The organism is Mesobacillus boroniphilus (genome assembly GCF_018424685.1).
GTDB lineage: Bacteria > Bacillota > Bacilli > Bacillales > Cytobacillaceae > Mesobacillus > Mesobacillus boroniphilus_A.
The window spans coordinates 1,482,539-1,495,147 of the sequence record NZ_QTKX01000001.1; the positions used below are offsets into that span (position 1 = coordinate 1,482,539).

Consider the following 12,609-nt stretch of genomic DNA (forward strand, 5'->3'; position numbering starts at 1 on the left):
TGGGATACAGGTGTCCTAAATGCTATTTCTTATTGTTCATATTGGATCTCATTTGGTTTTTCATACGTTACATATGTTCCTGCAATGAAATCATGAATCGCTCTCTTATCCTGACGAATACCTACCATGAAGGCGCTGACGATTACACCAATCCCTAATGTAAGTACATAAACAAGTCCTGAAACGATCGTTCGCATAAGCATCGTACCGAAACCAAGTTTTTCTCCATTAACTTTTGCGATTCTCACACCTACAATTTTTTTACCTACTGTATACCCTGACCACACAATTGGAACAAGCAGAGTGTATACCAGGTTTAGTGAGGAAGTAAAAGCATTGTCTTCCGCACTGCCTGTTACTAAATAGCTAATGATCGAAAGCGGCACTCCGATAATTAATCCGTCTAAAATTGCTGCACCCAGTCTTACCCAAAAGCCAGCTGGTCTGTTCATTGAATTTCCTCCTAGTTGTTCGTTTATTTTATTTTAATAAATCTGCGATTTCTTGCTCACCTGATTGCAAAGCGTGCATCCTCGCAGTCATACCCGAATAATCTTTTAACTGGATGTCTCCCCCCAGCTCTATCAATAATTTTACCGTTTCAACTTCTCCACTGAATACTGCGTATGTCAATGCTGTATAGCCAGAGCTCATTTCTTGATAGTTTGGATCACCGCCAGCATCATGCAGCATTTTGATCATTGACGCAGTCCCTTTTTCAGCAGCAGTCATGAATGGTGTCATGCCATAATCGGATTCGAAATTTGGGTCGGCTTTTAAATCCAAAAGCAATTGAACCATCTGGATATTGTCATCCATAACAGCCCAGTCCAATGCTGTGTATCCATTATAGTCTAATTGGTGGATATCTTCGCCATTTTCTATTAAACTTTCAACCTTCTTCGTATTTCCACTGATAACAGCATCTATTAACGGAGATACTTCTGTTTCATCAACGTAATATTCCTCTTCAGCAAAGAAAGCTGTATTCACGTCATTATAGACCCTAACTCCACCAACTATGGCCAAAACAGTAAGCATAATGGAGGCAGCCACAAAAGCAAACGGTCCCTTTGATTTTTTGGAATGAATAATGACTGAATCATCGGTTTCGCCAAAAAAGACGCTTATTTCATTTATTCTTTTTGGAAGAGGTGGATGCGTTGATAAGATTTCTGCCAGCCAGACAACAAATCCTTTTTCCTTATTAATTTGTTCAAGGTATTCTGTTTTGTTCACCCTTCTAAATAAGGCTTTCCCAATTGCCAGCATGGTAAGTCCATTTTTCGCCGCTGCAGGATTTCCTGTATAGAAAGCCGCATAGCGGTCACACGTATACTCACAGGCGCGCAGATACATTTCTGCAATCCCTGGTATCCACATGGAAGGAAGGATGAACATCATTTTACCCAGATGATTCCGTTTTATATGAGCCAATTCATGAGCCAGGACAAATTGAAGCTCCTCTTCCGCATTTTGTTCAATAAGCTCGAAAATTTCGGAGTAAACAACGACCATATTCCTTCCGAAAAAGCGCGTGGCAAAAGCGTTCATTACTCCGCCAGACTGCAGCACGTATATATCAGGGGTGCGTTTTATCCCCATTTTGATACAAAGATCTTTTACCGTAGCATCGATAATCGGAAATTGATTCACACCGATTTTTACCGCGTTAAGCCGTATTTGACCAATCATCAATAAATGAAGTATTAATGAAATCAAGACGAATGCTGCAATGATAAATATTCCTACAACGGATAAAGCAAACAGAATGTAAGAAGCAATACTAATACTTAATACAATCCAGAAATATTTATTCTCATTTTTATGTAACAGGTTTTTTTCGTTAAAGGTTTCTTCTGTCATTTCCCAATGTCCCCTTAATCACAATTAAATAGATTATAGGAGATTTTTATTAATTGGAATAGCTGTTTTTCATAGGGATAAAGACCTTATTTTACCTGTCCAGATACCAAGTACTGGAAAAGATTCCATTACACCAAGGAAGTAGTTTCGTTCATTTAAAACGCTTTGTTCCTTTTATAAAACCTTTTCTGCTGTTACTTTCTGTATCTACCTTTCTATTTTGATATTGATCAATCAGCTCATTTAACCGGTCAAGCTGAAATGCGTAGTCATAAATCGCGGAACCAATTATCGTGAGACGCAATCTATCATTCCGTTCGATTGACCTATCCTCCATGATCGATTCAAGGAATAATCCGCTTTTTCTATGACGACTTTCCATATCTAGTTCTCTGATTTTCCCTGAATATTTAAGGAGGATCATCTCATGATATTGAATCAGCTCTTCGAATTGATCATCAAATTCATTTGTCTCCTGCGGTTCAGGCCGGCTTTGAAAGAAATGGTCCTCGACGATATCCAAAAGTCTCAAGCCATGATGAAGGCAGGCAAGCATTTGCTTAAACACCACCAATTCTCTCACATCAAGAGGTTTCACCTTCGATATTTTCTTTCTTTCCTCATCTAGTATTTTATAGAGGTCTTCAAGCTTGGCAATGTCCTTTCTCAACTGACTCCATTGATCCTGAAATGTTTTCTCTGTCAGTTCATTGGATATGGCTGTCCTGATCAGCAGGGACATGGTTTTAAAGCTATCATCCATTTTTTCGTTAAAATTCTTGTTGTAATTTGGTGGTGAGATGATTAGATTAACAAGGAAGGCGGAACCCATCCCAACAAGAACAATGATAAATTTGTTTGCTGCTGTTATTATTCCGTTAAATTCACTTGAACTCATCATAATTAAAACTGTGATTAGCGTTAAGGAGATTGAACTTTCCATTTTCAGCTTCAAACTGATGATAATGACTATAACGGTTACAAACCCAATGACAATTGGGTTGTTTCCGAATAGATAAATGGATGCGATTGCGATGATCGCACCGAGCGTATTTGCCTGGAACTGCTCCAACACTTGCTTCCAGGAACGATAAATAGACGGCTGAATCGTAAAGGTAGCTGCGATTGCAGCAAAGACCGGAGGCTCCAACCCTATCCATTTTGTTATGTATAAAGCAAGTGCAACGGCCACTCCTGTTTTTAAAACTCTTGGACCTAAAGTAATCATTTAAACCCCTCACTCTCTAATGAGAACGCTTATATTCTAACATAACCTTCCTAAATGGAATAAAACCTATTTGAAAAATACTGATTAATTAAAGAGTGGTATTTTTAAAGCATGAAAAGATTATCTTTCCCCTTAAAGGGAAATAATATTCAAGCAGTTTTTTTAAAAGGTGGGAACAAGATGGTAGTAATAGATAGAAATCATGATCCTAGAAAAAATGCTGAACTAATTTCACGATTATCAGGAAAAAGTTTAAAAATAGCTGAACTGGTTCAAGAGACAAACGAATTATTTAAAGAAGCAAGCGAGGATTACCGACCTCTAAACATGAATACAAATTCAGGTATCTTTTCCTTTTTCACCAATTTCACTGCTAGTTTACGGAGAATAATCCAGACTAAATCGGCTTTCGATAATGCTAAAGATTATGATACCATTGTTGACTCTAACGGCAATGTCTTTCCTGAATGGATGAAAAGTTTGAATGAGCAATATAAACACTTACTTAAGGAAATACATCGCGAGGTCTATATTGATGATTTTGGTGCCATTGGGGATGGAAAAACTGATAGCACTGAGGCTTTCAGAATGGCAATTGGTAAAGGGCGAGTGAAAGTATATATTCCTGAGGGTGTTTATGTCGTAAGAGAGATAAAACTGCCATCCTTCATCTATCTGGTCGGCGCAGGAAAAGGAAAAACGGTCATCAAACTACATGATTCAGCACCTAAAAGCAGAAGACTTATAACGAATAAAAACCATCGTACCGGAAATCGAAATGTATATGTGAAAGGAATGACACTGGATTGGAACGTCGAACGATTAGGAAATGCCGAAAAAACCAGTACCTGGGGTAATCATTCTAGTTGCCTTCTATATGCCAATGTGAAATATGGTTGGGTGAAGGATGTAGAAGGTGTTAACCCCGGTCTTCACTGTTTTGATATTTCATCTCCCCTATACAATTATTATGGTGATGGCTATCGGGCTCGTGGCGGAAGTGAGTTTATCTGGCTCGACAATCTGAATGGCTATGGTTTCGGCGATGACGGCATTACGACTCATCATAGCGATAATATCTTCATTTCAAACTGCCATATGAGTGATCCAAGCGGAAAAACCCATAAAAATGGGTTTTCAAATTCAAATGGAATCGAAATAGATGATGGATCGCGAAATGTTTGGCTATTGAACAATTCATCCGCAAGATGCTTTGGCGGAGTTGAAATCAAAGCGCATCATACTTCTTCAGCAGCTAATAATGTTGTCATCATAGGCCATCTATCTGTAAATGACAATCGTTCTTATAATTTCAGGCATATAGGACATCACAAGGAAAAAGACCCAGAGTCAAAAACAGCAATCAATATACGAGCGGCAAATATTATTTCATATAAGCCGATCCATACCGAGTTATATGCAAACTCTTCGCCAAGGGCGATGGTACTGTCAGCCTATAAAAATGTAGCTGTTAACCATTTTACGGCGATTGGTGATCCTTCTTATGACTATGGTGGTGAACCAGCAATCGCCATACAGTATCGTTCCAGAAATATAATTTTAAAAAATGTTGAATTAAGCGGATTTACAAATGCAGGCTCTGATATAAAGGTATTTGGCGGCAGTAATCACGCAGATAATGTTAAAATCCGGAATTTGCTTTCAAGACATTCGGCACCTAAAACGATTCAAATAGGTAAAGGAGTCGCAAACTCAGCAGTTGAGAAGGTATTCGCAGAAGCTGTTAATGGACAGACTGTAGTCGAACTTGCAGAGAATAAAGCTCTGGTGAAGGAAATTGATTCAAAAGGTTTCAAGGAGGTTATTTTAGGAGGTTCTTCCCAAAATCAAACCACCGTCTAAAATATATAGCAAAAAAATGTAAAAGGAAGCAGTGCAACCTGCTTCCTTGATTATGAGAGCACCCATTTTTGGATTGCCTGGGCAACTCCGCCATCTTGATTTGTACCTGTTACATCATCGGCAGCTTCCTTTACTGTTTCCTGGGCATTGCCCATCGCGATTCCAAGACCTGCCTCAGTAATCATGGCAATGTCATTCAAGCTGTCTCCCACTGCCATTACATTGTCCATTGAAATTCCCAATAGATCACAAACCTTCTGCAACCCCCTGGCCTTATTGATGCCCAGAGCATTGACTTCAATATTTTTCAGGCTTGAATTGCTAATTTCGAATATTCCCTTATCTTTTAACTCTTTCAGTACACTCTCTCTAATTTCATCTTCTTCAATGTGGAAGCCGAATTTAATCCATTCTTGAGAAAACAGGTCCTCTGGCATTTTATTGCGCCAGACGTCTTCACTGCTAGTCGCCCAAAATCCTGCCCTGTGCTTTTGGGATAGTTCATACATCCATTTAATGTGTTCGGTATCTACCATGCTTCGTTGAACCAATTCTCCATTTGGACCCCAGATTTCTCCACCGTTGATCGTTACAAGATAAGAAGACAACTCTAGAGATAATACATAATCCCTTGCTGTTTTGAGACTGCGGCCAGTACTTAGTACAACACGCACCCCTTTTTTTTCTGCTTCTTTGATCGCTCGTCTATTTTCCTCTGACACCACATGCCTGTCATCTAGAAGCGTTCCATCCATATCCAATGCAATTAGTTTGATATCTGGCTTTTTATTACTCAAAGCGATCCTCCTATAGTTGCTTTATATTTCTTTATTGATACTATCAATGGCCTGTTTTACAGTAGCGAAAGTATTGAAGTTTGAAAAATCCACCCCACCCTCCACTGCAGCCTGGGCAAGTTCCGGTCTCATTCCAGTAGCAATAGAATTCACACCTAATAATCGTAAAACATTATGGATATCAAAAATGTGCTTGGCTATCGTGGCATCGATTGTGACGATTCCTGAAAAATCAATGATTAACGACTGTACTTTTTGCTTTGTAACCAACGGAATAGCTCGTTCCATTATCAATCCTGCCCGGTCATGGTCCATTTTCCCTACTAAAGGCAACACTGCTACGTTTTCTTGTATCGGGACTACGGGAGTTGATAAAGTATCCACTTCATCCTGGACTTCCTTCATCAGCTTCGAGGTTTGCCTTTCAAACGCAAATACTGTTTCATTAATGCTTATATCAAGCATATTGTTCACTCTTTTATTAATCCAGATTAAATCTTTCGTGCTAACACTATGCTTCAAACTAATTTCTGCCATTTTATCGATGAAAACGATCCTTGTAGGAGGATACCTAAGAAGGATGTCAGAAATTCTGCCGCCTTTAGCTGCTTCGCGTTCTCCATTTTTCTGGCTCCATTCAAGAAGTCCCTGAGAAGTTGTCTCATCCTCATTCCTAATTGAGTCGCCCAGGAATTTAAGATAATCAGTAAATACAATAATTGCCTGGTCAATTTCCTGCTTAGGTATCTCGACACCAATTAATTCAAGTATGGAATTTACCATTTCCTTTGCAAGGGATTCGGAATTTTGTATTAGTTCATTCGCTACTGCTGAAGTTGGATTCACAAAGGTCACTTCCCCTTTACTTAGGTTATTTTGTAAATTTCGTCCGTTTTTACAATAAAAGTTTACGAGTACTTATGCATTTTGTTTTCACATTCGGATGCAAAGAAATGTTAGTAAAGCTAAACAATCAATGCGTAAATCGTCTTTACTTAACAATAGGATACACCTTTAACAACAATTATTCTTCTTTGAACCTGCGAATACATGATGTTGTTATGAAAATAATCTGCTTGGCCTAGGTAAATGATCCTCCTGTATTTCAAGAAATCCAAGCCAGTGAGAAGTAGAATCCATTAATCAATATTCCTTAGATATTTTCGTCAACTCAAAAAATTCTTTCTGTGGTTTCATCCATTTCGCCCCTTTATCAGAGACGAAATAAACCCCTTTTTCCAGGTCGTAGTATACATCAATTGATATGCCGCCAAAATCAATAACGCTTTTTCCGTTATAATAAATCTGTTGTGGATCCACTACTAAAGCTCCATTAATCAAGCTGATTATTTGTCCAATTGTTTGCTTGTCGGTCATTTTGAAGCACTCATCGCTACGATCCGGCTGTTCGTTGATACAGATTTCCAAAGTTTCTACATCGATCCATGGGTCAGCCTTCAGTCCTTCACTTTTATCAAAAACGACCTCTGTTTGATTCAAGTTCATAAAATATGCCGCACTTATTGATAATACCCAAGGTGTGTTTTCTTTTTTCCAATAAGAAGTAAATCCAGCTCCATCCTCTGAATTATCTGATGATGTTTGCGACATTGTTAAACTCCATCCATTTTTCGGAAGTTCATTCTCGTAAAAGTGCAAGATTTCTTCCCATTGATCCCCTTCAGTAATATAAACCGGACTAGCTGGCTTCAAGCCGCTATATAGAGGAATATCCGTTGTACGCTCTGGTATGATCGGAAGACCGTTATATTTTTCTGCCTGTTTCTTTTGAAAATAAAAAACTCCGCCAACTATAAGCAAAATGATTAAAATTAGTAAAGCCAGTTTCCAAAACTTCAAGCCTATCCCTCTTCGCCTTTTTACTTAAGCTATTTCGAGTTTATTGTTGCTTTTAGTATAATCATCCAAGCCTATGCCGAACTATTCATATTGTTCGTTTCTATTCTAAACATGGGCTATTTAAAGCCAATTTATAGTTTTTATAGAACAGCAACAAGTCCACGAAACAAGCCCTACTTTATAATAAAGTAAAAAATGGTAGAATTGAATACTAATTGGTCGCTATATTATATAAAAGAGTATATTAGAAAAAAATTGTGGAGGGTTATACATGTCCAATAGAAAAGATGGCAGAAACCGAAACGAAGTCAAACCTGGCTTGAAGGTAAATATTGTCCTTAAAGCTGACCAGAAGACCGGTAAGCTCACTAAAGGAATCGTTAAAGATCTCCTCACAAATTCGAGCACACATCCTCATGGCATTAAGGTGAGGTTAGAGGACGGACAAGTAGGCCGTGTAAAGGAAATCCTGGAGTAAGTTATTTTACCTTCCGCTGAAAGCAAACCAGAAAGTTTCCAAAGACAATATAAAAAGCATTAAAGGGAAGTCCCATTAATGCTTTAACTTGTCTTTTCTTGCACTTTTTCAACGATCAATTTATTCAACCTCGGTGCCAACTGAAACATCATTGTTCCTATGATGGCAATTACCAAAATATAAATACTGGAAAAAATCTTTAACTCCCCGGTTGCCAGCGCAGCTATGATCACGGAGAATTCACCTCTTTGAGTCAGTGATAGGCCTGCCTTCAATGAATCACTTCTCGAAAGACCATACCATTGCCCTCCTACATAACCTACAATCAATTTATGGATCAATGACCAAAGTACGAGCACAATCAGTAGTCCTAAATACGGAATGTCGCTGGTCATTTCAATATGGAGGCCAAAGTTCAAGAAGAAAAATGGAAGGAATATATTCCTTACTGGCAATGCCGCCCTTTCTACCTTGTCCTTAATTGAAAGCTCAGAAAGCATCATTCCAGCAAGGAATGCCCCGATCACCTCTGATAAGCCGAGCATCATCGCAATGCCTCCGTAGGTTAGCGCAATCCCCGTGATCAACACAATAAAGATGTCATCTTGGTCGATTTCTTTTAAAATTGATTCAGCTTTTTTGATGACAACCCTTGCAAAGAACACGGCAATACCTGCGAGAAGTACAATTTTCAATAGAATTAAAAGAAAATCAGTTACCGTAAACCCTTCACCCGAAAGACCAATCAATACGGTTACAAGAACTGGTGCAATCAAATCCTCAAAAACCAGGATTAGGAGCATGAATTCTGATTCTTTGTTTTCAGTCCTGTTTTTATCTTCAAGCAGTTTCGCTGTAATAGAGGAACTGGTAGCATAGACAATCCCTCCGACAATTAAAGATGAGACCAAGTCCAGTCCGAACAGCAGGCTGATTCCCGCGGTCACAAAAATCCCCAGGAAAGCATCCAGCAAGCCGCCTTTCCATACCCTGGCACTGTTAGTAATAAGCCTCTTAATTGGAAATTTCATCCCTAAAATCAAAAATAACAGGACTAAACCAATCTCTCCGGCCACTTCAATTACCTTTGATTCCTTAATAACCAAGGATAAAATGAGACCAAGTATAATATATAATAATATATCTGGAATTTTTATTAATTTGATGCCGATTATACCTATCAAAAATAGCACAAGTAGAAATAGTCCAATGACTAAAGTCAAATTCAATCTGCAACAACACCTTTTAAATTTTTAAAAGCAATAACCTTCCTATTTACTACCCAAATCCCTTCATTCCAACACTGGAAATATAAATCCTTAAAGCTCTTTAATTCAGTATCGTTAAAAAATTATGATAAAATAAGCAATATAATCTGTTTGGAAGAAATTTATTAAGGGGGAAGAAATGAACAGCAATCCGGAGACAGCCCTTGTCCAGCAGCAGCATAAGGGCATCACAAAAACAAAACTCGCAAAAAGAATTTTTTTCATCATTTTAGGGGCTGTCCTGATGGGCGTTGGTATCGAGGAATTTCTGGTCCCGAACAGAATACTTGATGGCGGTATTGTTGGTATCTCAATCATCCTCTCACATTTGACGGGCTGGCGCCTCGGCCTCTTTATCTTTATCCTGAACATCCCTTTCTTTTTCATTGGCTATAAACAAATCGGAAAAACCTTTGCATTATCAACCGTATTGGGAATCACTGTGTTGTCTTTAACGACCAGCTTCCTGCATGATTGGCCTGTTTTTACAGAAGATTTACTTCTGGCAACTGTATTTGGCGGTATTGTTCTTGGAGCTGGAGTTGGAATAGTGATCCGATATGGGGGCTCTCTGGACGGTACGGAAATACTTGCAATTCTGGCAAACAGAAGACTGCCCTTTTCTGTTGGGGAAGTCATCATGTTTTTCAATATCTTCATATTTGGCACTGCAGGGTTTGTCTTTGGATGGGACCGTGCGATGTATTCAATCCTTGCCTATTTCATCGCATTCAAAACGATTGATATAGTCATTGCTGGACTTGATGAATCGAAAGCAGCCTGGATCATAAGTGACCAGCACAAGGAAATTGGTGATGCCATCCTGGCTCGACTTGGCCGTGGTGTCACATATTTAACCGGTGAGGGTGCCTATACGGGGGATGATAAAAAAGTCATCTTTTGTGTCATCACACGTCTAGAGGAAGCAAAACTGAAGTCCATTGTCGAGGAATTGGATGAGTCAGCCTTCCTTGCTGTTGGAAATATTGCGGAAGTGCGTGGTGGCAGATTCAAAAAACGGAATATCCACTAGTATACAGACAAGACTAAAAGCTCAGAAATCTGAGCTTTTTGTCTTGTTACATTTAAATAATGCAAGCGAACTACTTCAGAAAGTGTAATAAAGATCGATTAACTGAGTTTTGTTTCCAGTTATTATTAATTCGCTAATAGTGAGTACACATAAGTATCATACGAAACTCCACTTTGAATCATATAACTTCTCAGAATACCTTCTTTTTGAAAACCGAGTTTGAGGAGCAATTCATTTGAATTTTTATTTTCAAGGAAAACAACCGCGCCAATTCGTTTTAACTCCATTTCTTTCAATCCGTACTCAACAGCTATCCCGATTGCTTCTTTAGCCAATCCTTGTCCCCAGTATCTCTGGTTTAGCTCATAGCCTATTTCTGCTCTCCTATGTTTTGTTGAAACGGCATGAAAGCCAACAGTACCAATAAGCCTTTTTGTGTTTTTTAATTGGATGCCCCATCTTATACCTTTATTTTCATTAAATCCTATCTGGAAAGAATGGATCAGGCCTAGTGCTTCTTCAATATTTTCGATCGGTTCCGAACCATAATGTTTCATTACTTCAACGTTGGAAAAGTTGATAAATAAATCTTCAGCATCCTCCGTAGTAATTTCCCTGAGAATGAGCCGATCTGTTTCTAAAACAGGAAATTCCATATGTCCCCCAAATTAAATAATTTTTATTTTTTATTTCTACAACAATTACAAAAAATCCTTCAAAAAAAGCCGCCCAGTTTGGACGACTTTACTCAATCTTCCGCAGGTGCGGCATCAACAGCAATTTGATAGGCATCGAGCAATTGTGACTTTTCAAAGTCACTCTCAAGGCCAACGAGGAATTGATCACTACCTTGCTCTTCGACTTTCATTAACACTGTTCCTTCTTCATCCCTAAGCATAGCGTAGGATTCTCCATTCATTTCAAATAATGCTTCTACTTCGAATTGCCTCTCCTTGCCCCTATCATCTGTTACTGTTACCAGGTCCCTGATTGAATCATTTTTCAAAACAGCCCACCTCCTATAAATCGTCACTTTATCTTTCCCTTCCTTGAAATTAATATAATTTCTTGCATGAAGGCTATTTCAAATCAAAATACTTAATGAATTTTAAATAAACTTTTAAATTCACTTCTTTATTTTCATCTATATAATATTTTTTACACACTGTTTTTTTGGAGGCGTCGTTTTTGAAGTCAGCAGGAATCATCATTGGCTCAATCATTGTTTCATTTGCATTTAACCTTTTCTTAATCCCCCACGGAATCATGAGCAGCGGGATTAGCGGTCTTTCCATCATTTTATCTATGCTAACATCCATCAATACCGGTGTTTACAATTTCCTTTTAAACTTCCCCCTATTAGTTTTAGGGTATTTAAAATTGGGACGTAAATTCATCTTATATACGATCCTTTCCGTCATTTCTATTTCTATTACTCTTTATGTTATACCAGTATATAAACTTGCAGAGGATCCGATACTTTCCTCTATATTCGGCGGAGCGATTGTTGGATTGGGTATCGGGATTATATTCCGTTCATCTGGTTCATCTGGAGGCTTTGACATTATTGGGATGCTTTTGGCAAGACGCAAAGACTTTCCTATGGGAACCCTGTTATTCGCAATGAACTCTGTCGTTATTTTGTTATCAGGCTTTTTGTTTAGCTGGGACGCTGCGTTGAATACGCTGGTTTCCATCTTCGTTCTTGGCAAAGTAATCGATAAGGTACACACCCATCACGTAAAGCTAACGTTGATGATTATCACCAGAAAAGGCGAAGAAGTAAAGCAGCATTTGCTAAAAAACGTCTATCGTGGAGTAACAGTGATCGACTCTGTTGGAGGCTTTTCGAATGAAAAGAGCAACGTCATCATTACAGTCATTTCCCGTTATGAGCTGACAGAAGTCAAAACACTAATAGAAGAAATCGATCCAGAAGCATTTGTTAACATAACCGAAACACTCGAAGTAATGGGACTTTTTCATAGAAAACAGCACTAAAGAAATTCACGAAGCTGGGATTACAGCTTCGTGAATGCTATCTAAATTTTAAAGGGAAATTTATCTTGAAATTCTCACAGATTCATCGTATAATAATTGAGTCGCTGCAATAGAGGATTACCATTCATGTCCCAGTAGCTCAGCACGCCCGAAACCGCTTCACTGTAATTGCTTCAGCGTACTCATCGAGCCGCTTCTTGGTCTACATTCCGAGA

General features: G+C 38.6%; 13 protein-coding genes. 4 read left to right on the forward strand and 9 right to left on the reverse strand.

Annotated elements, in window-relative coordinates; genetic code table 11:
* Positions 1-29 precede the first annotated feature (29 nt).
* From DYI25_RS07495 to DYI25_RS07505, 3 genes are all read right to left on the reverse strand, one after another.
* Complete coding sequence (locus tag DYI25_RS07495; protein WP_213367781.1) at positions 30-452, reverse strand: RDD family protein; 423 nt, start codon at positions 450-452, stop codon at positions 30-32.
* 28 nt (positions 453-480) lie between these two features.
* On the reverse strand, positions 481-1,866 hold the full coding sequence (locus tag DYI25_RS07500; RefSeq protein WP_213367782.1) for a M48 family metallopeptidase: 1,386 nt from the start codon (positions 1,864-1,866) through the stop codon (positions 481-483).
* A gap of 151 nt (positions 1,867-2,017) precedes the next feature.
* Positions 2,018-3,094, reverse strand: coding sequence for an FUSC family protein (locus DYI25_RS07505; protein ID WP_249745278.1), 1,077 nt, complete (start codon positions 3,092-3,094; stop codon positions 2,018-2,020).
* A 180-nt stretch (positions 3,095-3,274) separates the two neighbouring features.
* Between DYI25_RS07505 and DYI25_RS07510 the strand changes: the two genes are divergently transcribed.
* The gene (locus DYI25_RS07510) at positions 3,275-4,957 is read left to right on the forward strand and encodes a glycosyl hydrolase family 28-related protein (RefSeq protein ID WP_213367783.1); all 1,683 of its coding nucleotides are present in this window, start codon (positions 3,275-3,277) and stop codon (positions 4,955-4,957) included.
* A 50-nt stretch (positions 4,958-5,007) separates the two neighbouring features.
* Here the strand turns inward: DYI25_RS07510 and DYI25_RS07515 are convergent, their stop codons facing one another.
* The 3 genes from DYI25_RS07515 to DYI25_RS07525 form a co-directional block, all read right to left on the reverse strand.
* Positions 5,008-5,754, reverse strand: coding sequence for a Cof-type HAD-IIB family hydrolase (locus DYI25_RS07515; protein ID WP_213367784.1), 747 nt, complete (start codon positions 5,752-5,754; stop codon positions 5,008-5,010).
* A gap of 21 nt (positions 5,755-5,775) precedes the next feature.
* Positions 5,776-6,600, reverse strand: a complete 825-nt coding sequence (locus DYI25_RS22725) for an STAS domain-containing protein (RefSeq protein WP_342032485.1) — start codon at positions 6,598-6,600, stop codon at positions 5,776-5,778.
* A gap of 297 nt (positions 6,601-6,897) precedes the next feature.
* Positions 6,898-7,614 (reverse strand): hypothetical protein, encoded by a 717-nt coding sequence (locus DYI25_RS07525; RefSeq protein WP_213367785.1) that lies wholly within the window; start codon positions 7,612-7,614, stop codon positions 6,898-6,900.
* A gap of 271 nt (positions 7,615-7,885) precedes the next feature.
* Between DYI25_RS07525 and DYI25_RS07530 the strand changes: the two genes are divergently transcribed.
* A complete protein-coding gene (locus DYI25_RS07530; protein WP_213367786.1) occupies positions 7,886-8,092 on the forward strand; it encodes a YwbE family protein in 207 nt (68 codons plus the stop codon).
* Positions 8,093-8,175: 83 nt separating this feature from the next.
* Here DYI25_RS07530 and DYI25_RS07535 read toward each other — a convergent pair whose 3' ends face one another.
* Positions 8,176-9,321, reverse strand: coding sequence for a cation:proton antiporter (locus tag DYI25_RS07535; RefSeq protein ID WP_213367787.1), 1,146 nt, complete (start codon positions 9,319-9,321; stop codon positions 8,176-8,178).
* 178 nt (positions 9,322-9,499) lie between these two features.
* Here DYI25_RS07535 and DYI25_RS07540 point away from each other — a divergent pair, with 178 nt between their 5' ends.
* A complete protein-coding gene (locus tag DYI25_RS07540; RefSeq protein ID WP_213367788.1) occupies positions 9,500-10,393 on the forward strand; it encodes a YitT family protein in 894 nt (297 codons plus the stop codon).
* A gap of 125 nt (positions 10,394-10,518) precedes the next feature.
* Here DYI25_RS07540 and DYI25_RS07545 read toward each other — a convergent pair whose 3' ends face one another.
* Together DYI25_RS07545 and DYI25_RS07550 are read right to left on the reverse strand one after the other, a co-directional pair.
* A complete protein-coding gene (locus DYI25_RS07545) occupies positions 10,519-11,049 on the reverse strand; it encodes a GNAT family N-acetyltransferase (RefSeq protein WP_213367789.1) in 531 nt (176 codons plus the stop codon).
* Positions 11,050-11,141: 92 nt separating this feature from the next.
* Positions 11,142-11,399: a DUF1292 domain-containing protein gene (locus tag DYI25_RS07550; RefSeq protein WP_213367790.1), complete on the reverse strand. Its 258-nt coding sequence runs from the start codon at positions 11,397-11,399 to the stop codon at positions 11,142-11,144.
* Between the two features lie 182 nt (positions 11,400-11,581).
* Between DYI25_RS07550 and DYI25_RS07555 the strand changes: the two genes are divergently transcribed.
* Positions 11,582-12,394, forward strand: a complete 813-nt coding sequence (locus tag DYI25_RS07555; protein WP_213367791.1) for a YitT family protein — start codon at positions 11,582-11,584, stop codon at positions 12,392-12,394.
* The last annotated feature ends 215 nt before the right edge of the window (positions 12,395-12,609 follow it).

What these genes read in the sequence shown, in the direction of transcription:
- DYI25_RS07495 (WP_213367781.1), bottom strand. Translation starts at nt 452, where the DNA reads ATGAACAGACCAGCTGGCTTTTGGGTAAGACTGGGTGCAGCAATTTTA.
- DYI25_RS07500 (WP_213367782.1), bottom strand. Translation starts at nt 1,866, where the DNA reads ATGACAGAAGAAACCTTTAACGAAAAAAACCTGTTACATAAAAATGAG.
- DYI25_RS07505 (WP_249745278.1), bottom strand. Translation starts at nt 3,094, where the DNA reads ATGATTACTTTAGGTCCAAGAGTTTTAAAAACAGGAGTGGCCGTTGCA.
- DYI25_RS07510 (WP_213367783.1), top strand. Translation starts at nt 3,275, where the DNA reads ATGGTAGTAATAGATAGAAATCATGATCCTAGAAAAAATGCTGAACTA.
- DYI25_RS07530 (WP_213367786.1), top strand. Translation starts at nt 7,886, where the DNA reads ATGTCCAATAGAAAAGATGGCAGAAACCGAAACGAAGTCAAACCTGGC.
- DYI25_RS07540 (WP_213367788.1), top strand. Translation starts at nt 9,500, where the DNA reads ATGAACAGCAATCCGGAGACAGCCCTTGTCCAGCAGCAGCATAAGGGC.
- DYI25_RS07545 (WP_213367789.1), bottom strand. Translation starts at nt 11,049, where the DNA reads ATGGAATTTCCTGTTTTAGAAACAGATCGGCTCATTCTCAGGGAAATT.